The sequence below is a fragment of the Gordonibacter sp. RACS_AR49 genome (genome assembly GCF_030418435.1).
Classification (GTDB): domain Bacteria; phylum Actinomycetota; class Coriobacteriia; order Coriobacteriales; family Eggerthellaceae; genus Gordonibacter; species Gordonibacter urolithinfaciens.
Map to the genome: position 1 here is coordinate 25,681 of NZ_JAIUDM010000012.1, position 22,851 is coordinate 48,531.

The 22,851-nt window shown below is 69.7% G+C and carries 18 protein-coding genes; 12 read left to right on the forward strand and 6 right to left on the reverse strand.

Annotated elements, in window-relative coordinates; translation table 11 throughout:
* The first annotated feature begins 48 nt into the window (after positions 1-48).
* On the forward strand, positions 49-2,787 hold the full coding sequence (ppdK, locus tag LB310_RS14305) for a pyruvate, phosphate dikinase (RefSeq protein WP_301155273.1): 2,739 nt from the start codon (positions 49-51) through the stop codon (positions 2,785-2,787).
* A 241-nt stretch (positions 2,788-3,028) separates the two neighbouring features.
* Here ppdK and LB310_RS14310 read toward each other — a convergent pair whose 3' ends face one another.
* From LB310_RS14310 to LB310_RS14320, 3 genes are all read right to left on the reverse strand, one after another.
* Positions 3,029-5,440 carry a cation:proton antiporter gene (locus LB310_RS14310; RefSeq protein ID WP_301155274.1) on the reverse strand — a complete coding sequence of 804 codons (2,412 nt, stop codon included), beginning with the start codon at positions 5,438-5,440 and terminating at the stop codon, positions 3,029-3,031.
* A gap of 307 nt (positions 5,441-5,747) precedes the next feature.
* Positions 5,748-6,785, reverse strand: a complete 1,038-nt coding sequence (locus tag LB310_RS14315) for a DUF5692 family protein (RefSeq protein WP_301155275.1) — start codon at positions 6,783-6,785, stop codon at positions 5,748-5,750.
* Between the two features lie 109 nt (positions 6,786-6,894).
* Positions 6,895-7,512, reverse strand: coding sequence for a TetR/AcrR family transcriptional regulator (locus tag LB310_RS14320; RefSeq protein ID WP_096228440.1), 618 nt, complete (start codon positions 7,510-7,512; stop codon positions 6,895-6,897).
* A gap of 323 nt (positions 7,513-7,835) precedes the next feature.
* Between LB310_RS14320 and LB310_RS14325 the strand changes: the two genes are divergently transcribed.
* Genes LB310_RS14325 through LB310_RS14340 form a run of 4 tightly spaced genes read left to right on the forward strand, consistent with a single transcriptional unit; the run spans position 7,836 to position 11,565 of the window.
* Positions 7,836-8,468, forward strand: a complete 633-nt coding sequence (locus LB310_RS14325; protein WP_227153944.1) for a cytochrome c3 family protein — start codon at positions 7,836-7,838, stop codon at positions 8,466-8,468.
* A 22-nt stretch (positions 8,469-8,490) separates the two neighbouring features.
* Positions 8,491-8,997 carry an FMN-binding protein gene (locus LB310_RS14330; protein ID WP_123674152.1) on the forward strand — a complete coding sequence of 169 codons (507 nt, stop codon included), beginning with the start codon at positions 8,491-8,493 and terminating at the stop codon, positions 8,995-8,997.
* Positions 8,994-10,844, forward strand: a complete 1,851-nt coding sequence (locus tag LB310_RS14335) for an FAD-dependent oxidoreductase (RefSeq protein WP_123674153.1) — start codon at positions 8,994-8,996, stop codon at positions 10,842-10,844. Before LB310_RS14330 ends, LB310_RS14335 begins: the two co-directional genes overlap by 4 nt.
* Before the next feature lies 1 nt (position 10,845).
* Complete coding sequence (locus LB310_RS14340) at positions 10,846-11,565, forward strand: hypothetical protein (protein WP_123674154.1); 720 nt, start codon at positions 10,846-10,848, stop codon at positions 11,563-11,565.
* A gap of 337 nt (positions 11,566-11,902) precedes the next feature.
* Here LB310_RS14340 and LB310_RS14345 read toward each other — a convergent pair whose 3' ends face one another.
* The 3 genes from LB310_RS14345 to LB310_RS14355 form a co-directional block, all read right to left on the reverse strand.
* Entirely contained in the window at positions 11,903-12,835 is a 933-nt protein-coding gene (locus tag LB310_RS14345) for a MarR family transcriptional regulator (protein ID WP_301155276.1), read from the reverse strand.
* A 143-nt stretch (positions 12,836-12,978) separates the two neighbouring features.
* The gene (locus LB310_RS14350) at positions 12,979-13,647 is read right to left on the reverse strand and encodes a DUF1847 domain-containing protein (protein WP_161959753.1); all 669 of its coding nucleotides are present in this window, start codon (positions 13,645-13,647) and stop codon (positions 12,979-12,981) included.
* 158 nt (positions 13,648-13,805) lie between these two features.
* A complete protein-coding gene (locus LB310_RS14355) occupies positions 13,806-16,655 on the reverse strand; it encodes a cation-translocating P-type ATPase (RefSeq protein WP_123674157.1) in 2,850 nt (949 codons plus the stop codon).
* A 182-nt stretch (positions 16,656-16,837) separates the two neighbouring features.
* Between LB310_RS14355 and mtnA the strand changes: the two genes are divergently transcribed.
* From mtnA to LB310_RS14390, 7 genes are all read left to right on the forward strand, one after another.
* Positions 16,838-17,914, forward strand: a complete 1,077-nt coding sequence (mtnA, locus tag LB310_RS14360) for an S-methyl-5-thioribose-1-phosphate isomerase (RefSeq protein ID WP_301155277.1) — start codon at positions 16,838-16,840, stop codon at positions 17,912-17,914.
* Positions 17,915-17,944: 30 nt separating this feature from the next.
* Complete coding sequence (locus LB310_RS14365; RefSeq protein WP_096228448.1) at positions 17,945-18,988, forward strand: deoxyguanosinetriphosphate triphosphohydrolase; 1,044 nt, start codon at positions 17,945-17,947, stop codon at positions 18,986-18,988.
* Positions 18,989-19,210: 222 nt separating this feature from the next.
* Positions 19,211-19,897, forward strand: a complete 687-nt coding sequence (locus LB310_RS14370) for an AzlC family ABC transporter permease (RefSeq protein WP_087191627.1) — start codon at positions 19,211-19,213, stop codon at positions 19,895-19,897.
* Positions 19,897-20,229 carry an AzlD domain-containing protein gene (locus LB310_RS14375; RefSeq protein ID WP_087191626.1) on the forward strand — a complete coding sequence of 111 codons (333 nt, stop codon included), beginning with the start codon at positions 19,897-19,899 and terminating at the stop codon, positions 20,227-20,229. Before LB310_RS14370 ends, LB310_RS14375 begins: the two co-directional genes overlap by 1 nt.
* 270 nt (positions 20,230-20,499) lie before the next feature.
* The gene (gene rplS / locus LB310_RS14380) at positions 20,500-20,847 is read left to right on the forward strand and encodes a 50S ribosomal protein L19 (protein ID WP_015538852.1); all 348 of its coding nucleotides are present in this window, start codon (positions 20,500-20,502) and stop codon (positions 20,845-20,847) included.
* Positions 20,848-21,170: 323 nt separating this feature from the next.
* A complete protein-coding gene (locus LB310_RS14385) occupies positions 21,171-21,959 on the forward strand; it encodes a ribonuclease HII (RefSeq protein WP_096228449.1) in 789 nt (262 codons plus the stop codon).
* A 351-nt stretch (positions 21,960-22,310) separates the two neighbouring features.
* A complete protein-coding gene (locus LB310_RS14390) occupies positions 22,311-22,847 on the forward strand; it encodes a YraN family protein (protein ID WP_096228450.1) in 537 nt (178 codons plus the stop codon).
* The last annotated feature ends 4 nt before the right edge of the window (positions 22,848-22,851 follow it).

Below are 22,851 nucleotides of genomic sequence, written 5' to 3' on the forward strand. Positions count from 1 at the left end.
GGGTTCGGTACTCTGTACGATTGAAACGTCGCGTTTAAGGAGAAAAAGGTGACCGAAGAAGTCAAACGAGTCTATGCATTCGGCAAAGACGCTCAGGGCAACAACGTAACCGAGGGCAACACGCACATGAAGGCGCAGCTGGGCGGCAAGGGCGCCAACCTCGCCGAGATGGCCAACATCGGGCTGCCCGTGCCTCCCGGCTTCACCATCACGTGCCAGACCTGCATGGAGTACGCCAACGCCGACAACACGTGGCCCGAGGGCGCGCTCGACACCATCCAGTCCTACCGCGAGGACCTCGAGGCCCGCATGGGCAAGAAGATCGGCGATGCGGCCGACCCGCTGCTCGTGTCCGTGCGCTCCGGCGCGCCGATGTCCATGCCCGGCATGATGGACACGGTGCTGAACCTCGGCCTGAACGACGAGTCCATCAACGGCCTCATCGCCCAGACCGAGAACCCGCGCTTCGCCTGGGACTCCTACCGCCGCTTCATCCAGATGTTCTCCAACGTGGTCATGGGGCTTGACGGCGACCTGTTCGAGAACGCCATCACGTCCATGAAGAACGTGCGCGGCGCCGCCTCCGACACCGACCTCTCGGCCGACGACCTCAAGGAGCTCGTGGCCGAGTTCAAGCAGATCTTCTCCGAGAACGTGTCCGCCGAGGAGTACCCGAGCCTCGTGGTGGACGGCTCCGTGCAGTTCCCGCAGGACCCGAGCGCGCAGCTGCAGCTGGCCATCGAGGCCGTGTTCGGCAGCTGGAACAACCCGCGCGCGGTCCTCTACCGCAAGCAGAACAAGATCGCCGACGACCTGGGCACCGCCGTGAACGTGCAGTCCATGGTGTTCGGCAACAAGGGCAACACGTCGGCCACGGGCGTGGCGTTCACGCGCAACCCTGCCAACGGCGAGAAGGAGTTCTACGGCGACTACCTGGTGAACGCCCAGGGCGAGGACGTGGTGGCCGGCATCCGCAACACGAGCCCCATCGCCGACCTCAAGCACGTGGAGGGCCTGGAAGAGGCCGGCCGCGAGCTGGAAGAGGTGTTCGTCACGCTGGAGAACCACTTCCGCGACATGTGCGACATCGAGTTCACCATCGAGCAGGGCAAGCTCTGGATGCTCCAGACCCGCGTGGGCAAGCGCACCGCCGCCGCCGCGCTGCACATCGCCATCGAGATGGAGAAGGAGGGCCTCATCTCCAAGGAGGAGGCCGTCATGCGCGTCGACCCCGAGCAGCTCGACCAGCTGCTGCACCCGCAGTTCGACAAGAACGCCTCCTACGACGTGGTGGCCAAGGGCCTGAACGCGTCCCCCGGCGCCGCCGTGGGCGAGGCCGTGTTCTCGGCCGCCGACGCCGTGGCCGTCACCGAGGCCGGCCGCAAGTGCGTGCTCGTGCGCTGGGAGACGAACCCCGACGACCTGGCCGGCATGATCGCCGCCGAGGGCATCCTCACGTCGCATGGCGGCAAGACGAGCCACGCGGCCGTCATCGCCCGCGGCATGGGCGCGCCGTGCGTCTGCGGCGTGGAGGCCCTGAAGATCGACGCCGAGAAGAAGGAAGCGGCCGTGGCCGGCACGGACATCGTCATCCGCGAGGGCGACATGGTCTCCATCGACGGCACGACGGGCTCCGTGGTGCTGGGCGCCGTGGATCTCGTACTGCCCGAGCTCACCGGCGACCTGGACACCATCCTGGAGTGGGCCGACGAGTTCCGCACCATGGGCGTGCGCGCCAATGCCGACAACCCCGAGGACGCGGAGCTCTCCCGCAGCTTCGGCGCCGAGGGCATCGGGCTCTGCCGTACCGAGCACATGTTCCTGGGCGACCGCAAGCAGATCATCCAGTCCTTCATCCTGAACGACGAGCCGGCCATCCGCGAGAAGGCGCTCGCCGACCTGCTGGAGGCCCAGACGGGCGACTTCTACGGCATGTTCAAGGCCATGGACGGGCTGCCGGTCATCGTGCGCCTGCTCGATCCGCCGCTGCACGAGTTCCTGGAGAGCCCGCGCGACCTGGAGGTGGAGATCGCGCGCCTGGAGGCGTCGGGCACGCCGGCCGCCGAGCTCGCCGACAAGCGCCAGCTGCTGAGCCTGGTGGACGCCATGGCCGAGGCGAACCCGATGCTCGGCCTGCGCGGTTGCCGCCTGGCCATCCTCTACCCGGAGCTGCCGGCCATGCAGACGCGCGCCATCGCCACCGCCGCCGCCCGCCTGAAGAAGGAGGGCCTGGACCCCGAGCCCGAGATCATGATCCCGCTCGTGAGCGTGCTTCCCGAGCTGGAGACGCTGCGCGGCGAGGTTGAGGCCGTCATCGCCGAGGTGTGCGAGGCCGAGGGCGTGGAGCTGGACATCCCCATCGGCACGATGATCGAGCTGCCGCGCGCGGCCGTCACCGCCGACGAGATAGCCACCCAGGCCGACTTCTTCAGCTTCGGCACGAACGACCTGACCCAGACGACGTTCGGCTTCAGCCGTGACGACGTGGAAGCCAAGTTCATCCCGCGCTACCTGGAGCGCCGCATCCTGCCGTGCAACCCGTTCGAGACGGTCGATGCCGGCGTGGCCGCGCTCGTGGACATGGGCTGCACGAAGGGCCGCGCCACGAACCCGGACATCCAGCTGGGCGTGTGCGGCGAGCACGGCGGCGACCCCGACTCCGTGAAGACGTTCCACAAGATCGGCCTCACCTACGTGAGCTGCTCGCCCTACCGCGTGCCGCTCGCGCGCCTCGCCGCCGGCCAGGCGGCGCTGGCCGAGAAGATGGGCGACCACCGCGACATGTAGGCCGTTCGCCAGCACCCGGCACCTCACGGAGGGCCCGCAGCTGCGGGCCCTCCGCCGTTTTCGGGAAGCGCGCCCACGCAGCTGCGCGCGGACGGCGGGGAGGGCGGCCGGTTCCGAAGGCCGCGAGGTCGCTTTCGTCCGGGTGCGGCGGCGCGTGGGCGCCCAGGCTATACTCCCGATGACCCCGCCTCTCCAAGGAGGCGGGGAGTGCTCGCCCGGCCGGGGAGCGGTGGCTCACCACTCACCTGCCGGCGAAGGGGACGTCGTCTTCCTCCTCCTGCCTTGCGGACGGAGGCTGCGGGAGGATGGCGGCCTGCCCGATGAGCTCCGCTGCGCGGGCGGGATCGCCGACGAGCCAAACGCGGTCGCCGGCGAACAGCCGCGTGTTGCGGGAGGGCTTCATCCTCAGGAGCGCCTCGTGCTCGTGGGCCACGACCAGGCTGCCGAAAGTGCCCTTGAAGTCATTCGCGGCTATGGTCTTGCCTGCGAAGGGAGAGCCGGCCTCAACGTCGAGCGCGAAGCAGGCGGCGTCGAAGCGCGCCGGGCCGTGCGCGAGGTAGGTGTCGAGCATGGCGCTCTCGGCCTCGTCCTCTTCGAGCGAGCCGTCCTTGAGCATGCTCTGCAGGTAGGCGTCCACCTCGGCCTCGGTGCCGAGGAACGCCAGCACGTCGCCCTCGCGCACGCCGAGGGGGTCTTCCGGGTCGTTGATGCGTCGCGTCAGCTCCTCCTTCGAAAGGCGTGCTACCTCGTCCTCTCCCACCCGCCGGCCGTCGCGCACGATGGCCATGAGGTCCAGGTTGTGCGCGATGCCGAACATCACGTCGGTGGAGCGCTCGGAGCCGAGCAGCCTGAGCGTGCGGGACGCCTCCACCTCCACGGCGTACAGGTGCTTTTCCACCCAGTTGGCATGATCCTCGTGGGAGAGGCTCGCCCGGCGCTCGGCCAGCACGCTTTCCTTGAGGTTGCCGGTGAAGCTCGTTTCCAGCTTGAGGAACAGCGAGTGCAGCGTGCGCGAGCGGCCGAGCACGAGGGTGCAGGCAATGCCGAGGAGCGCCATCCACGCGAGGTTGTCCGCTCCGGCCGCGTAGGCGATGAACAGGACCGACCCGAACGAGACGGCGATGCCCGCCGTCGAGAGCGCCACGAGGGCGGGGCGGTTGCGCCGGCGGCGCATCCACAGCGCGCCGAACTCGTTCTTGCGCCACGTGTAGAACAGGTTCGCCATGAAGATGCCCGTGACGAGGATGCCGAGGACCGCCATGCCCACGGTCAGCAAGGGCGCGGGCGCTATGCCGTGCAAGAGGCGCGGCACCATCCTCACGAGCACCTCCACCGAGGCCACGGCGCTGAGCACCACGAGCCCCGCCTTGAAGAACCAGCGCTTCAGGTAGTCGCGCCACAGGTTCTCGCCCTCGTCGTCGGCATCTTCCTCGGCCGCCTCTGCGCGCCGCTCGAGGAAGGCGAGCGCTCGTGCGGGCAGCGCGCGCACGAGCAGGCGGTAGACGCGCTCGGAATTGCGCACGAGCAGGGGCGAGGCGAGCGAAGTGACCACCGATACCGTGACGATGACGGGGTAGAGGAAATCCGCGGTCGCGCCGAGCGAGAGCCCGAGCGCTGCAATGATGAACGAGAACTCGCCGATCTGGGCGAGGCTCAAGCCCGCCTTCACCGCCGTCCTGAGCGACTGGCCGGACAAGAGCGCGCCCAGGCAGCAGAAAAGCGAGCGGCCCGCCACCGTCACGACGGCCAGCAGCACGACCGCTCCCAGGTTGTCGAGCACGGCCAAGGGCGCTACCAGCATGCCCACCGAAACGAAGAACACGGCGCCGAACAGGTCCTTGAGCGGTTTGAACAGGGCTGCGATGCGCGGGGCCTGCACGGTTCCCGCGAGGATCGACCCGGCCATGAACGCGCCGAGGGCCGAGGAGAACCCGATGCCCACGGCGAGCGCCGCCATGCCGAAGCACAGCGCGATAGAGGCGACGAGCAGTATCTCGTCGTTAACCGTGTCGCGGATGCGCTTGAGGGCGCTCGGCACCACGATGACGCTCGGCGCGAACCATACGATGAGGTAGAGGGCCATGCGGCCGATCTTGAGTGCGACGTCCGCCGGGTCGGCGCCGGCGCCGGCGCCGACCGTGGAGAGCACTGCGAGCAGGAACACGGCCGCGATATCCTCGATGACGAGGACGCCGAACACGAGCTCGGCGAAGCCCTGGCCCTTGATCCCCAGGTCGGTGAACGTCTTCACGATGATGGACGACGACGAGATGGCGAGCATCCCGCCGAGGAACAGGCTCATGACGAACGGCCAGCCCAGAAGCGTGCCCACGATCAGCCCGAGCGCGATCATGAGCGACATCTCGGTGGCGGCGGTCACGATGGCAGGACGGCCCACGGTGGTGAGCTTGAGCACGCTGAACTCCAACCCCAGGCCGAACATGAGGAATATGACGCCGATGTCCGACCACGTGGTAATGCTGGCCGTGTCCACCACGGTGGGCACCCATACGATGGCCGGGCCCACGAGGAAGCCCGCCAGCACGTAGCCCACCACGAGCGGCAGCCTGAAGCGCCGGCACGCGATGGTTACGACCGCCGCCACCGCGAGGATGAGGGCGAGGTCGGTGATGAGCTGCGGCAGGTTCTGCATGGGTTCCTTCCTGGGCGGGGGGTGCCCGGCGTCGCAGGAGCGCGGCATCCAACCACCCTATTCTAGCAGGTCGATGCTCCTTGCGCCCCGCCGCATCTCGTGCCGCGGCGTCGCTGACCGATCGGAGCGCATGCCGATCGGTGTCCCGCACGTGCGCCTTGCCGACAGCGGGCCGCGGCCAGGCAGTAAGGGGGGCGGCAAGGGCGAGGAGGTCCTCTCACCGGTCCCGTGCCACCGAAAGAAGGAGCCCGCCGGGAACGGCGGGCTCTAGGGAGCGGGTCGGTTCGCTGGTCGGATCCGGAGGAGCTTACGCTCCCTGCGGGGCGGCGTCGTCCAGGTCGGGCTTGGGATCGCTCGGCAGCTGCGGCGCGTCCTCGCGACGGGCCATGGCCTGGTCGTAGTCGCGCGTTCCCACGAACACCTCGTTCAGGTACGGGTTCACCTTGAGCTTCCTGGCGCGGTACATGATGTAGGCGAAGGCGGCCACGTTGGCGACGAGGGCGATCACCGACACCACGAGGTTCACGTTCGGGTTGTTCACCGACTGCACGCTGAACACGATGTAGTCCTGGAACGCGGGGAACACCTGCGCGAACATGCACCAGATGGCCAGCGTGAACGCGCGGTTCTGGATCCAGCCGCCCTTGTTCCAGAACATGGCCGCCACGGTGGGGGCCAGAAGCAGCGCGAGGCCGCAGTAGAACGAGTGCGTGGGCAGGCAGTTGTAGGTATAGCAGAAGTTCCACAGGTCGTAGGCCAGGATGAACACCCACGTCATGTCGGGCCACAGCATGTCCTGCTTCTTCTTGGACACGTAGATGCCGAACCAGCCGGTCATGCAGGCGATGTTGATGAGGCCCGCCACGCCGTTGAACACGTTGTGCCAGCCGCCGTAGAGCGTGACGCCCTCGGAGGACACCCAGGTGGTGCCGAACGCGCGGAAGGCGCTCTCGAAGTCGCTCACCACGGCGATGAGGATGTTGATGGCCACGATGACGAACGGGAAGCACTTGAACCAGTGCGACTTGCCGATCTTGCCCCACCGGTACTTGAGCGCCATGAAGCCGATGCACCCGATGGTGGCGGCGTAGAGCTTCGCGTAGTGGAACCAGCTGTTCATGTGCAGGTACGTGGGGTTGTTGAGCGCCCAGTCGGCGCCCATGCCGGCGCCGACGTAGATGGCGACGAAGTACGCCGTGAGCGCCAGCGGCACGCCGATGAAGCAGACGGTGCCGCCGATCTTCGAGCGTCGCGCGACCTCGTTGATCAGGATGAGGCCGATGAACACCATGGCCCAGCCGAGCCACTGGTACAGGGCGTTCTCCCCGTAAACTTGGAACAACATGGAAACCCTCCTTTGTTCGGGTATGCTTCGCACAGGCCGCCTTCCGGCCTGCTGATTCCTAAGATGAGATGGTCGCGTGCCCTTGATGTGCCCGAGGCGCCGCGTGCGGCTAGCTTCCGCCGGGCGGGCTCGCGTCGCCGCGGTCCATGTGCAGGGTCTGGGCGATGAGGTCCTTCAGCACCTCGTCGCTGGCGTCGGGGTGCGTGCGCAGGTAGCCCACGATCCCCAGGATGAGCACGTAGAACGTCTCGTAGACGTGCTCGATGCGTATCTCGTGGAGCGCACCGTAGTCGCGCACCGTCGTCTCCACGATGTAGGAGGCCACGCGATCGGCCACGCGGTTCACGAAGTCGATGTAGAGCGCTGCGTTCTCGCGCGAGGCGAGCGAGCGGCGGAAGGCGTCGTGCTCGAACACGCCCAGCCGCATGAGCCTCACGACGCTGGCGAGCGCGCTCTCGATGTCGCCGGGATGGCGCTGCGCGTTCCAGTAGTGTGTCGCCTCGATGAAGTCCGCCACGTAATCGTCGAGCACGGCCGAGGTCACGGCCTCCTTGTCGGGGAAGTAGTGGTAGAACAGCGAGCGCGTCACGCCCACGCGGTTCGTGATGTCCTGGACGGAGGTCTTCGAGAGGCCCTGCTCCTCGTACAGCTCGCGGGCGGCGGCCACGATGTCGGCGCGCCGTTCGGCCGATGCCGCGTTGCGTGCTTTGTCGCCTGCGGTTTCCATGCTGCCCTCCTTGCGCTGCGCGGACCGGCTGCCCGGCGCGCCGGGCGTTCCGCGCCTGATCTGTCCGACCCCTGATGAGCGCAGCATACGCCCCTCGTTGACGGAGCGTCAATAGACAGTTTCGACGATTCGTCAACCCGTTGGGAGGGCAACGGGAGCGGCTCGGCGCGGCTGGCGCGGAGCGGTTGCTGACGGATGGCGCGCTGCCGTCAACGGCGGCTTCCGCATACCCTCGAAAGGTGCTAGCATGCGCCCAAGAAGTTCAGAAATGTAATAAAAAAGAAACACAATTGAAGCAAAAAAAGGAGCGGAGGAGGGAGACCATGGAAGAGAAGCAGGGGGCGGAGGCCCGCAGGGACGCAGTGGGAACGCCCGAGGTCCGAGCCGGCGCATCGCACGAGGCCGGAGAGCCGGCAGGCAGGCGGCGCGGGAGGCGCTGGCCGATCGTCGTTGGCGTGGTGGCGGTGGTGCTGGTTGCCGCCGGGGCCGGGTTCTGGGCCTGGCACGAGCAGCCGGGCTTCTGCAACGCCGTCTGCCACGACCCGATGGACGCCTACGTGGAGGGCTACTACGAAGACGCCGCGCTCATGGCGAACGAGCACGCCCGCGCCGACGTCACGTGCCTTCAGTGCCACGAGGCGAACATCGAGGAGCAGGTGACGGAAGGGCTTGCCTGGGTGCGCGGAGACTTCGCCACCGACGAGTCGGGGCATCTGACCGTCCAGGGCGTGACGGCCGACAAGAAGATGTGCGCGACGGGCGGGTGCCATGACTGGGAGGACGTGAAGGCGGCCACCGAGGACTGGGGCGGCGAGGCGGGCGTGAACCCGCACGCGTCCCACCAGGGCGAGGCCATCGACTGCAGCAACTGCCACGGTGCCCACGGCCCGTCGTATATGTACTGCAACGCCTGCCACGACTACGACGTGCCCGCCGGCTGGGAAAGCCCCCGATAGGGTGCGTGAGAAGGAGGAAGCGATGATGAGGAAGACGGCAACGGCCGTATGCGGGGCAGCCATGCTCGCGATGGGCATGACGGGCTGCGCCTCGACCTTCGAGGGGTCGGGGTCGAAGGACGCGGCGAGCGCCGAGCAACTGGCGATGCGCCTCGACGACCCGTGGGCGCAGGAGGCATCGTCCGACGCGCGGGCGAAGGCCGAAGGGACGCTCGCCGACGGCGTGTACACAGGCGAGGGCAAGGGGATGGAAGGCCCCATCACCGTCACCTTGCTCGTGCAGGACAACCGCATCTCGTGCTTGGAGACGACCCAGGAGGGCGAGAGCCAGAGCCGCGGCGGCTACGAGGCCATCCGCGACGGCAAGTTCGCGACCATGATCGAGGCCGTGCAGGGGGCCGACATCGATGCGGTGAGCGGCGCCACCATCACCACGGCGGGCGTCAAGCAGGCGGTGGAGGACGCGCTCTCGCAGGCGGAGGCCGCAGCTGCGGGCGCGACCGCGAGCCAGGGAGGAGAGGCGAGATGAGCGAGAGCATGAAGAAGGGCGCGCGGGGCCTCACCCGGCGCGGCTTCCTTGCGGGGGCGGCGGCCGCCCTGGGCGGCACGGCGGCCGCTGCGGCCATGCCGGGGGCTGCCTTTGCCGTGCAGGAGGGAGTCATCGGCGACTGGGCGGCCGACGGCTCGAAAGACGTGTCCGTGCCGCCAAGCGCCGCCACGAACGCCTCGTGGTCGGACGGCACGTACCGCGAGCACAACGGCGCGGCCTTCCCGGCCGACGACGCGAGTCCCATCCCGCCGCGCGCGGTTCCCGCCACGTGGGACTACGAGTGCGACATCTGCGTGGTGGGCGCGGGCGGCGGCGGGCTGAACGCGGCGGCACGCGCGGCCGAGCAGGGCGCGCGGACCATCTGCGTCGAGGCCCTGGGCCTGCACGGCGGCAACGCCCAGGAGGCCGGCATGTGCGCCATCCTCGGCGGCTCGAAGCTGCAGGAGTCCAAGCGCTTCGCCTTCCCCAGCTACCCCTTCGACGCGCGCAAGCTGGCCGACTGGGCCATCGACGAGTACCACTACGCCTGCGACCCGCTGCTCATCCACCGCATCGCCGAGGCGGGCGGGAAGTGCATCGACTGGATGGCCGACTGCGGCGTGCGCTGGCGCTTGGGCGAGGTGCCGGTGTACGTGGCGCCGAAGAACTCGACGCTCGACCACCACGTGCTGAAGATGAAGGACGCCACCGACGCCATGTTCAGCTTCGGCCAGAAGCACGGCGTGCAGTACCTCTTCCAGAGCCCGGCCGAGGCGCTCGTGCAGGACGGCGACGGGAGGATCGTGGGCGTGGTGGTGCGCGAGGGTTACGGCGAGGAGAAGTACATCCACGCCGAGCGCGCTGTCATCCTCACGGCGGGCGGGTTCTGCAACAACAAGGCACTCTTGCAGCGCTACATCCCCACGGCGGCCATGGGCTGCGCCTCGAGCTACCTCACGGCGGGCGAGACCGGCGAGTGCTTCCGCATGGGCCTGGGCGTGAACGCCGACGTGTCGGGCTTCAACAGCTCGGCGAGCTTCGACGGCGGCGTGGACTGGGAGGCCGAGGGCGGCCAGTGGGCGCGCTTCCTCTACGACGGCATGACGCAGCTGTCGCGCCAGCCGTGGTTCACCGTCGACCGCTGCGGCAACCGCCTGCGCTACCTGGACAGCCGCGTGGGCGAGGACGGCGCGAACGCCATCTACGCGCTGGGCGACCTGGCCACCATCCAGATGACCCCGCCGGGGCACCGCTCCTACATCGTCTTCGACGCGCACTACGAGGACCATCTGGCGGGCTTTGCGCAGGAGCACTGCCGCAAGCTCATCACGCCCGACCTCGAGCAGATCGACAAGGTGCCCGAGCACTACCGCGACTGGCACCACGGCGTCGAGGACGCCATCGAGGCCGACGTGCTGAAGAGGCGCGACACGCTCGAGGAGCTGGAGCGCGACTTGGGCTTCGAGCCCGGCGTGCTCGTGGAGGCCGTGGAGAAATGGAACGAGTGCTGCGAGCGCGGCGAGGACGACTTCATGTACCCCATGCCGCCCGAGTGGCTGCACGCCATCAAGGACCCGCCGTTCTACGGCTGCCGCATCGGCGGCAACCTGTACGGCACGAAGGCGGGCCTCATGATCAACGACGAGATGCAGGTGATCTCGACGAAGGGGCGGCCCATCCCGGGCCTGTACGCCGGCTGGCACACGGCCGGCGGCGCGTGCGGCGAGAACAGCTACATCGGCGACCCCATCCTGGGCTCGCTCTTGGGCGACGTGAGCCTGGCGTTCTGCGGCGGGTATTTGTGCGGCACGTTCGCGGTGGAAAACGAGATGAAGGGAGGGGAGTAGCATGAAAGAGCAGATGAAGGCCATGGCCCGGCCGTACGGGACGCTGTTTCTGATCGCGCTCGCGGTGGCGCTCGCAGGACGCGTGGGGCTGGCCGTGATGGACGTGACCGGCACGCTCTCCTACGACTACATCTCGGCGGCGAACGTGCCCATCTTGGACGTGGTGTGCTCCATCCTGACGGGCTCGGCATTGGTGGCGTTCATGTACGCGGCGTCGCTTGCGATGGTGGTGTCCACGGCGGGGGTGGCGCTCTACGGCTTCCTGGTTTGGCGCGGCGAGGGCGCCCCTGCGCGGCCCGCAGCGGCGTTTCTGTGGGGTTGGGCGACGGCGCTCGTGGCCATCGCGTGCCTGCTGGTCACGGTGAGCGGGATCCTGTCCGCCGTGCAGGTGGCGTCGATGAGCTCGAAGCTGCCGGGCATGCCGGTGCTGGTCCTCGCGCTCGTGGGCTTCGCGGCGTTCATTGGCACGCTCCTGGGCGCGGCTTCGATGGTGGTGTGCGCGTGCCTCGCCCGCAAGCGCCCCGGCCGCGCGCTCGTGCTCGCGGCGCTCGGGTGCGGCCTCGTGGTGATGGCGCTCACCGTGGGCACCTTCGCCGCCATCAACACCGCCAACATCAACCTGGCCGCCGTCGGCGGCTGGTTCGCAGCGGATATAGCGGTGAACCTGGTCATTCTCTTCGGGGCGAACGCCCTGGTCAAGAAGGCTTCTCGTTCGATCTGAACAGGCGCCCGATGCTGTTCTGCGCGTGTCGGGAGGGCGGTCCCCCCGACACGCGCGAACGGGCAGGGCATCCTTCCCGAAATCGGTATCTCCGAGTCACCGTTTTGAACGCTGTGAAGCGTTTCGATGGGTCAGGGGGCCTTTTTGATCGACCTGTTTCGACGGCGAAGAACGTTTTCGCAGGTCGGCAAAATCGGATCCTCGCCTCTGGGAGTGCGAAAGCTTCAGAGCGGCAAAAACGGTGACTTCAACCTGCCGATTTCGGGAAGAGGGCGCTTGGAGAGAAGGAGCAGTCCCATGCCAAACGTCCCAATGGGGACCGTCCCCCTTCGGGACGTCACTCGATGGGCTGCAGGAGCTCGAGCGCGGCCTTGCGGTCGAGCTCCTTGCGCGCCTGGACGTCGGCGATGACGACGCGCCAGGTGCGGGCGAGGGCGCGCCGCCGGTCTTCGTCGAGGCGCGCCCATAGCTGCGTGCGCGCGAGGGCGTCGACGGTGCGGGCGATGACCTTCTGCTTGCGCGCGCCCTCGTCGGTGGCTGCCACGAACACGGCCTTGCGGTCGCTCGGGCTGGCGAGGCGCTGCGTCCATCCGCGCCCGGCCAGGCCGTCCACGGCGCGGGCCACGGCCACGGGGCTCATCTGCAGCTGCGTGGCGAGGTCTCCCACGCGCAGGGGCTCGTCCACCTCGCCGAGGCGCTGGAGCACGCGGCACTCGGCGAGCGGCGCCCCCGCCGCGCGGCGCAGGGCGCCCTCCATCGCGCGCTTCACCAGCTCGAGCGACACGAGGGCGCGCGAGGCGGCGAAGCGGGAGGCGACGTCGCCGGAGAGCGGCAGGTCGATGCTCGCGCCGGCGGCGATGGACGCTTCCAGGATGGCGCGGTGGTCGGCGTCCTCGGTGGGGAAGAGTGCGTAGAGGCGCTCGACGATGGAGACGTTTGCGCGGGCGACGTGCTCCTCGCCGGCCCCGGTGGCGCGCGCGGTGCGCGTGCGGCCGTCGGCCCCCTCGCTGCGCAGGCGTTCGGCGAAACCGGCCTCCTCGGGCGCGTTCAGCGCCTGCGTGACCACGTTGGGCTTGAGGTCGAGGAGGCGCCCCAGGTCGGACTGCGCGAAGCCGTCAGGGCCCGCGGCCAGCAGCTTCACGAGCATGCGGTACTGCGTGACGTTGAGCGGGCTCGCCGCCGCGAGGCCGCTCTTGAGCGCGCGGTGGGTGAGGTCGAACGCGACGAAGAAGGTGGAGTCGAGCGCCAGGTCCTCGCCGCCGTCTTCCATTCCGCACCTCCTCCGTCTCGGATTCTTTCATCGTTGAAACGATATTCTACCGTGAGGGAAGGCGGTTCGCCGAAAACCCATGCAAGGGCCATCGAGCGGTACCGGAGCCTCCGCCTTGCCGCATCCGTAAGGTCGAAACAGGGTCAGACCTGCGCGATGCCGCCCTCGCGGCAGGCGTCGACGGTCTCGTTCAGGCGCCGGCGGTACACGGACTTGGATGCGTAGAGGCCGGCGCAGGCGTTGTGACCGGTGACGTGGTCCTTCGTCACGAGCGTGGTCGTGGGGGCGTGCGAGTGGCGGTAGAACAGCGTGTCGTGTCCCACGCACAGGCCCATGACGATGTTCAGGTCGGTGCCCTCCTCCTCCAGAAGGCGGGCCTGCATGACGGGGTTGCACAGCACCGGTCCCTCCCCGCCGCCGGCGGCGGGCGCCAGGCCGAGGTCGGCGCGGCGGTTGCCCTCCACCTTGCAGGCCACGCCGAACACCTCGAAGCCTGCGCGCTCCAGCAGCTTGCGCAGCGTGCGGTTCTCGTCGAGCAGCATCGTGCAGGTGGCGATGCCGATCTTGCGGGCGCCCATGCGCGCGGCGAACTCCATGGTCTCCTGCACGCGGGTGAGGTTCGCGCAGCGCTCGCTCGTGAGCGCCGCCGCCTGCATGATGCGGTGGTTCTCCGGCTCGCGGTAGCGCGCGTGCACTTCATCGTGGATGGCCTCGTCTACGAGTCTCTCCACGCACTGCGGCGGGTTGCCGCCCGTCTGGAACTCGCACGCCTCGCCGGCGCAGCTCAAGCACGAGAACCCGGTACCGTCCATCAGCTTCCCCTTCCAACGCCTCTTCCCAGGAAGCGCGGCCGCCATGCGGCGTCCGCGCCCGTCAGGCCCCAGTATAGACGATCGTGCGCCCCGCGTCCGGATGCGGGGCGCCTGCTGGAGAGGGGCGGCGGGCCGCCCGTGTCGCGCCCGCCCGCAGGCTAGCCCCGCAGGCCGGCCGTCCCCTGCCCGCGCCGCGCCCTCCAGCGTCCGATGGCCTTCGCCGCCTCGGTCTGCACGAGCGAGAGGAAGGCCAGGCCCAGCACCGTTGCCCACTGCCACGCGTCCATGGCCGCGCCGCCGAACGCCTCGCGCACGGGCGGCACGAGCAGCACGACGAGCATGAGCGCCGTGCTGGCGGCCACGGCCCAGGCGAGCTGCGGGTTGCGGCCGCCCTCGCGGTCCCATACGGGGTCGGTGTCGGAGCGCTGGTTCACGGCGCGCAGCACCTGCGAGAAGGCCAGCACGCCGAATGCCATGGTGCGCCCGACCGCGTCGCCGCCCGCCTCGCGCCCGACCACGAACGCGAGCAGGGCGAAGGCGGCCACGAACAGCCCTTGGAACACCACGCGGCGCGCCTGGCGCCCCTCCAGCAGCGTGCCCGCGCGCAGCGGCGGGTGCTCCATGATGTGGCGGCTCGCCGGCTCCACGCCGAGCGCCAGCGCGGGCAGCGTCGCCGTGGCCAGGTTCACCCACAGGATCATGACGGCTGTGAGCGGCGCGTTCCAGTTCAGGGCCACGGCGGCCAGCAGCACCACGATCTCGGCCAGGTTGTCGGCCACGAGGAACTGCACGACCTTCTGGATGTTGCGGTGCACGCGCCGCCCCTCGCGCACCGCGTACACGATGGTGGTGAAGCGGTCGTCCAGAAGCACCATGTCGGCGGCGTCCTTCGCCACGTCGGTGCCCGTGATGCCCATGGCCACGCCGATGTCGGCGGCCTTGAGCGCGGGCGCGTCGTTCACGCCGTCGCCCGTCATGGCCGTTACCTCCCCGTCGTGCTTGAGCGCGCGCACGATGCGCAGCTTGTGGTAGGGGGACACGCGGGCGAACACGCTGGCGCGACGCACGGCGTCGTCGAGGGCCGCGTCGTCCATCTCCTCCAGCTCCTCGCCCGTGACCACGAGGTCGCCGGGGCGGTAGATGTCAAGCTCCTCGCCGATGGCGCGGGCCGTGGCGGCATGGTCGCCCGTTATCATGACGGTGCGCACGCCGGCCGTGCGGCATGTGTCCACGGCCGCACGAACGTCCGGGCGCGGCGGGTCCATCATGCCCACCAGCCCCACGAGCACGAGCTCTCGTTCGATGTCCTCCTCGTCGCCGGGCACGGCGGGAAGCGCCCGCGTGGCGAAGGCCAGCACGCGCAGGGCCTCGTCGGAGAGCCGTGCCGCCACCTCGATCGCATGCGCGCGGTCGTCGTCGGTGATCGGGCGCGGCCCGTCGTCGTCCATGACGAAGGCGCAGCGGGGCAGCAGGCCGTCGAGGGCGCCCTTCACGGCCGCCACCACCTGGCCCTCGCGCTCGTGCACGGTGGCCATGCGCTTGCGGTCGGAGTCGAAGGGGCGCTCGGCCAGGCGCGGGTAGGATGCGCGCAGGGCCGCCGGGTCCACGCCTATATCGCGCGCCATGACGAGCAGCGCGCCCTCGGTGGGGTCGCCTATCACGGCGTCCGGGGCGGCAGTGCCGTCGGCGGCAGCAGCAGGCGGCCTTCCGCCTTCGGTCGGGCCTCGTTCGCCCTCCGCGCCCCCGTTCCCCGCGGCCCCGGGCGCCTCCTCGCCCTCCGCGAAGCTCGCGTCGTTGCAGAGGGCCGCCACGAACGCCAGGTCGCCGAAGAGCGCGGGGTGCGCCGCGAGCGCCGCGGCAGGCTCCTGGGCCGTGTCGCGGTCGAGGTCCGGGCCCAGCGCCACGCGCACGACGCTCATGCGGTTCTCGGTGAGGGTGCCGGTCTTGTCCGTGCAGATGACGGTGGCGCCGCCGAGCGTCTCCACGGCGGGCAGCCGCCGCACGAGCGCCTCGTGCCGCGCCATGCGCTGCACGCCCAGCGCCATGACGATGGTGGCCGTGGCGGGCAGGCTCTCGGGGATGACGGAGATGGCCAGCGACACGGCCAGCAGCAGAAGCGGCACGAACGGCCGGCCGTAGGCCAGGCCGATGGCCACCACGGCCAGCGCGGCCGCCACGCCCACGATGGTGAGCAGCTTGCCGAACGAGGCCAGCTTGCGCTTGAGCGGCGTGTCCAGCTCCTCGTCGCCCTCCAAAAGCCCCGCGATCTGGCCGACCTCGGTGCCCATCCCCGTGGCTGTCACCACGCCCCGTCCTCGCCCGCCCGTGACGATGGACGTGGCGAAGGCCATGGTGGAGCGGTCGCCGAGCGGCGCGCCGGGGGCGACCGCCGCATCGGCGTCCTTCTCGGAGGGCACCGACTCGCCGGTGAGCGAGGCCTCCTGCGCGCGCAGGCTCGCCGAGTCCAGCAGGCGCAGGTCGGCGGGCACCATGCTGCCGTCGTCCAGCAGCACCACGTCGCCCAGCACGAGATCGCGGGCGGGCAGGATCTCCTCGGCGCCGCCGCGCACGACGCGGGCCGTGGGCGCGGAGAGCGACCGCAGCGCCTCGAGCGACGACTGCGCCTTGCGCTCCTGCACGATGCCTATCACGGCGTTCACCACCACGATGGCGAAGATGATGCCCGCCTCGGCCCACTCCCGCAAAAGCGCCGAGAGCACGGCCGCCACCACGAGGATGAGCACCATGGGGTCGCCCAGCTGCTCGCGCACCATGGCGCCGAGCGTCTTGGGCGGTTTCGAGGCCAGCTCGTTGGGTCCGTTCTGGGCCAAGCGGCGGCGTGCCTCGGCGTCCGTCAGGCCGTCCGGCGAGGTCTCGAGCGCCGCGAGCACGACGTCGGTGGGCTTTGCGTGCCAGGGGGTTGCCGCGGCCTCTGCGCGCGGGGAGGGGGCTGCTGCGGCGGCCGTGCCCTCGGGCGCGGCAGGGGAGGGCGTGGTGCGGGGTTCCATAGGGTTCCTTTCGGTGGCGCTTCCGCGTGCGCACGGCTCGGCGCGCACAGGGCCCACGATACCCGAAGCCCTCGCCCGTCCGCCGAACCGTCACGCCGCGGTCACGGAGCCTTTACGTGCGCGCCGGCGCCCCTTTGCAGGCTCTATGCGCTAGAATGGCAGCGATGAAGAAAGGATGCCCCATGAGCCAGCCCCTCTGCTTGGAGAATCTGCCGCGCACCGTCGAGCTCGAGCGCGACGGCGATGGGCGGCCCCGCCTCGCCTACATCGACCAGCGGCGCCTGCCCGGCGAGCTCGCCTTCGAGCGCACGGGCGACTGGCGGGTCGTGGTGGACGCCGTCAAGTCGCTCGCCGTGCGCGGCGCCCCCGCCCTCGGCATCGCCGGCGCGGCCGCCGTGGCGCTGTGGGCGGGCAACGTCGGCGCCGCGCACGCCACGTCGCGCGGATGCGCAGGGGAAGGGCCATGCTTCCTGGAGGAGCTGGGCCCCGTGGCCGACGAGGTGGCTGCCGCACGTCCTACCGCCGTGAACCTGGCCTGGGGCGTGCGCCGCGCCGTGGCTCGGGCGCGCCGGGCCGTGGCGTCGGGGGCGCCGTCCGCCTTGGTCGCCGACGAGCTCTTCGACGAGGTCAAGCACATGGAGGCCGAGGACGAGGCCGTGAACCGCGCCATCGGCGCCCACGGCGCCGAGCTGCTTGCGCCCGGCTCCCGCATCCTCACGCACTGCAACGCCGGCAGCCTGGGCACCGCGTTCTACGGCACGGCGCTCGGCATCGTGTACGCGGCCGCAGCGCAGGGCAAGGTGGAGCGCGTGTACGCCGACGAGACGCGCCCGGTGGGCCAGGGCGCCCGCCTCACGGCATGGGAGTTGTCGCGGGCGAACGTCCCCTGCACGCTCATCTGCGACGACATGGCTGCCAGCCTCATGGCCGCCGGTCGGGTGGACGCCGTGCTCGTGGGCGCCGACCGCATCGCCGCCAACGGCGACGCCGCCAACAAGATCGGCACGTACGGCGTGGCCGTGCTCGCGCGGCACCACGGCATCCCGTTCTACGTGGCCGCGCCCACGTCCACCATCGACCCGACGCTTCCGGAAGGCTCGGGCATCCCCATCGAGGAGCGCGATCCCGCCGAGGTCCTGCCGCGGCCGCTGCCGGGCGTGGAGGTGTGGAACCCGGCATTCGACGTCACGCCCGCCGCCCTGATCACCCGCATCGTCACGGAGCGCGGCGTGTTCGAGCCGGGCAAGCTGGTATACTGAGGGCGCCTACGACGAGCAAGGAGGTCCGCCATGCGCATCATCCATCGCGAAGACCAGGAGGAGCAGGCGCACGAGGCGCTTTCGCCGGACGCCTCGTTCGCCGACGAGAGCGAGGGCCGCGCCCGCTCGGCCGAGCCCGACATCCTGCGCAACGATTACCAGCGCGACCGCGACAAGATCCTCCATACGAAGTCGTTCCGACGCCTGTCGCATAAGACGCAGGTGTTCCTGGCCGCCGAGGGAGACCATTTCCGCACCCGGCTCACCCACACGCTCGAGGTGGCGCAGATCGCGCGTACCATCGCGCGGGCGCTCGGGCTGAACGAGGACCTTACCGAGGCCATCTCGCTCGGGCACGACCTGGGGCACACGCCGTTCGGCCACACCGGCGAGGAGGCGCTCGCGCGCAGCATCGCCCGCCATCGGGGCATCGACCCCGCCTCGCCCGAGGCGGAGGCGCTCTACCGGCACAACGAGCAGAGCCTGCGCGTGGTGGAACGCATCGAGAACGGCGGCAAGGGGCTCAACCTCACGCCCGAGGTGCGCGACGGCATCCTCAACCACACCGGCGACCTGCGGGCCGAGACGCTCGAGGGGCGCATCGTGGGCACGGCCGACCGCATCGCCTACGTGAACCACGACATCGACGACGCCATCCGCGCGGGCATCCTGTCCGAGGGCGACCTGCCCGACACGACGCACGCGGTGCTCGGCCCCGACCACTCCTCGCGCATCCAGACGCTCGTCATGGACATGGTTGAGACGTCGGCCGCCTGCGACGACATCCGCATGAGCGATTCGGTGTGGGATGCCATGATGGAGCTGAGGGCGTTCCTGTTCGCGCGCGTGTACACGGCGCCCGTCGTGATGGCGGAGGTGGACAAGGCCACGCGCCTCGTGGGCGCCCTGTTCGACTACTACGTGGCGCACACGGAGGAAGTGCCCGAGGAGTACCGCGCCATCGCCGAGGGCGACGATCTGCGTGCCGTGACCGACTACGTGGCCGGCATGACCGACCGCTTCGCCAAGAACCTGTTCCAGCAGCTGTTCATCCCGCACTCCGTGCATTATTAGGCGCCGCGGCCCCGATCGGGCCTGCCTGCCGGCGTTTGCCCGGGGCTCGTCCCGGTTTGGCGAGGGGCGGGGATAACGCCACGTTCCCCGACGCGCTCGGAGGCGGTGAGGCTCCCGCGAACGTGACATTATCCCCGTCCCTCTGCCACGCCCTCTGCCACGCCCTGCCGCGATCAAGATACCCGTTGATCGTGGGCGCGGAACTTGTATAATCGGGAGGCTGTGCTTTCCGGGGACCACATACGACAATCGCTCTCAGCCGCGCTGCCCATCATGCTGGGTTACGTGGCCATCGGCATTCCCTGCGGCATCCTGTGCGCCTCCATCGGCCTGAACGCCCTGCAGGTGTTCCTGCTCTCGGCACTGTTCTACTCGGGTGCCGGGCAGTTCATGATCCCGAACATGTGGCTGGCGGGCTCGCCCCTGGCCTCCATCGTCGCCAGCGTGTCGCTGGTGAACACGCGCCAGATGCTGTACTCCGCCGCCTTCGCGCCGGCGTGCAAGGGCGTGAGGAAGCGCCTGGCGTTCCTGTTCGCCGCCACCGTGACCGACGAGAGCTACGGTGTGAACACGGCCAGGTTCGAGGCGGGCGACTGGTCGGTGGGGCGCGCCACGCTCGTGAACCTGTTCTCGCAGAGCTCCTGGGCGCTCTCGAACGTGGCGGGCGTGCTCGTGGGCAACGCCATCGGCGTGCCGTTGGCCATCGCGGCGTTCGCCATGACCTCCATCTTCGTCTGCCTGCTGGTCACCCAGAGGCCCACGCCGGCGAACCTCGTGGCCGCTGCCGTGGCCGTCGCGGGCGTGTTCGCCTGCAAGGCCGTGGGGCTCGGGGGGCCGGCCATCCTCGTGGGCGCGCTCGCGGGCGTTGCGGCTGCGCTGGCGTTCACCTGGGTGAAGGAGCGTGGCTGATGGAGCCGATGGGCTGGGGCGACTTCCTCGTCGTGTTCGCATGCTGCGCCGTCACCATGCTCGTGTGCCGCACGGTGCCGCTGTTCGCGCTCAAGGGCAGGCAGCTGCCGGAGGGGGTGGAGAGGGCGCTCGGGTTCATCCCGCCGGCCGCCTTCGCCGCGCTCGTGGCGAACGACCTGCTGACGCCCGGCATGTTCGACGCGGGCCTCTGGCCGGCCGCCGCCCCGCTTCTGGCTGCCGGCGTCGTGGCGCTCGTGGCATGGAGGACGAAGTCGCTTCTGTGGTGCGCCGTGTCGGGCGTGGCCTCCTATGCGCTGCTCTCGCTTGTGTGAGGCGGCGCGGGCCCGCCCGGCGGCCTCCGCCGGGGACGTCCCGCGCCCCGCGTCCGGGTTGCGGCTCGGCGGTGCCCGCGGTGAAACGATGAGCCCAGGGCGCGCCGAATCTGGGATTTGCGTGGAGTACGGGGCGGTTTCGGGAAAAAATGCAGGAAGACAGCGCTTTTTTCCTTGCGCGAGCGGGCGTGGGGCAGTATACTGTCCAATTGTGTCTTTCCACAGAACACGATACGAGATTCAATCTGAACGCATAGAAGGATAACGAACATGGACATCATTCGCGCTATCGAACAGCAGCAGATCAAGCAGGACCTCCCCGATTTCAACGTGGGCGACAACGTGAAGGTCCATTACCGCATCGTCGAGGGCAGCCGCGAGCGCATCCAGGTGTTCCAGGGCGACGTCATCCGCCGCCACGGCGCCTCGAGCCGCGAGACGTTCACGGTGCGCAAGGTCAGCTTCTCCATCGGCGTGGAGCGCACGTTCCCCGTGCATTCCCCGAAGATCGAGAAGATCGAGGTCATGCGCAAGGGCGACGTCCGCCGCGCCAAGCTGTACTACCTGCGCGACAAGGTGGGCAAGGCTGCCAAGATCAAGGAGAAGTCCTTCAGGTAAGGTTACGGCGGCCTCCGGCCGCCGTAACTGCTCGACGCTGCGAAGCCCCCTCGCACCGATCCTCGGCCCTTTTTCGCTTGCCTTCGCGTACCGAAGTACGCTCAGCCGCGAAACGGGCCGATTATCGGCACGAGGGGGCTTCTCGCTGTCTTGCCACGCCAACCTGGGTGTTTTGCTTTCGCGCTGCGCGCGAAAGGGGGGGGGTGCTTGTGCTCGCCGTGTTCTTCTGCCGTCCGGTTGGGCGGCTTTTGCTATCATGGGGGAGACGGGATCGGGCGCGGCCGCGGGGGCGGGCGCGCGGAAGAGAAGGGACGTGCGGGCGCATGGGGCCGACGGTCGCCGAGATAAGGCAGCGGTTGCAGGAGGCGGATGCACGGGAGTTCGCCGTGCTCGAGCGCGCGCTCGTGGCCGACACGCGCAAGGGCGTGCGCGACGCCGTTGAGGTGGCGCGGCGTCGGATCGAGGCCGAGCAGGCCGAGCGCGAGAGGCTGGCCTCGCTGTACGCGTTCGAGCGTGCGCTCGCCGAGGGGCGCGGCGCCGGCGTGGTCGTGGGGCTCGACGAGGTGGGCCGCGGCCCGCTCGCCGGCCCGCTCGCGGTGGGCGCCGTCGTGCTCCCCCTCGAGCCCGCGGTGGAGGGCCTCAACGACTCCAAGCAGCTCAAAGCCGAGGTGCGCGAGCGCATCGCCCTCGAGGTCAAGCGGGTGGCCGTGGCGTGGACGGTGGAGTACGTGGAGGCGGCCGACATAGATGCCGCGGGCATGACGGCCTCGCTCGTCACCGCGTTCAGGCGGGCCGTGGCGCACATCGAGGCCGCGGGCGTGCGCCCGGACGTCGTCCTGCTCGACGGAAACCCGCTGCGCCTCGACGACCGCGAGGTGAACGTGGTGAAAGGCGACTGCCGCTGCGCGTCGATCGCCGCGGCCTCCATTGTGGCCAAGGTGGAGCGCGACGCTCTCATGTGCCGCTACGCCGAGGACTACCCCGAGTACGGCTTCGATTCCTGCAAGGGCTATGCGAGCCCCGCCCATATCGAGGCTATCAAGCGCTTCGGCCTCACCCCCCTCCACCGCGCCACATTCTGCACGGCTTTCACGCAGCCGACCCTGTTCTAGGGCGCCCGCATCCTGCCCGGATACTCGCCGAGCCGACGCTCCCGCGCATATCGCTCCGGCGGCCCTTACCGCGCTCCGCGGTTTTCCACCATCGTGCGCGCCCCTCTTGCCGCCGGCGCACAAGGTGCCGGCCAGCGCTCCTGCGTGTTCCACCTGCGGAGTTGTCCCCGCATCGGCCGGCTGCCGAATTTCCGCCGGTTTTCTGCCATATCCGCGCAAGAAGCGCGCCAGGTTCGTGCGGCTGCCGTGCAAGGGCCGTGCATGATCGGGGCGGTTCCGAGCGGGCCTTCGCGACGGTTCCCCGGCAAGGTTGCGGCCCTATGATGCCCCTAGAGAAGAAAGGGGCGACGAATGGACGAGAACGGAACGGCGGCTGTGCAGGAGCGGCTGCAGGAGGAACCGAGCGCCGTGAAGGGGGAGGGGGAGCGCCCGGCGGGGGCTTCCGCCAAGCGCCGCAAGCCGCGCGCGAAGGCGAAGCCGAAGCGGGAGCGGTCCGAGGACGACGGGGGCGCCGAGGCGATCGGCTGCCGTAACCGGGAGCTTGGCCGACGCGGCGAGGATGCGGCGGCGCGATTCCTGGACCGGCGCGGCTACGACATCGTCGAGCGCAACTGGACATGCGCGGCGGGCGAGGCCGACATCATCGCGCGCGACGGGGAGGCGCTCGTGTTCGTGGAGGTGAAGACGCGCTCGAACACCGAGAAGGGCCTGCCGTCCGAGGCGGTGGATGCAGGCAAGCGCCGTCGCTACGAGCGCATCGCGGCGTTGTTCTTAGTGGACTACGACGTGGTGGACGTGCCGGTGCGCTTCGACGTGGTGTCGATCGTGGTGGTGCCGCCCGACCGGGCGTTCATACGGCACCATATCGGCGCGTTCTCGGCAGGGTGAGCGG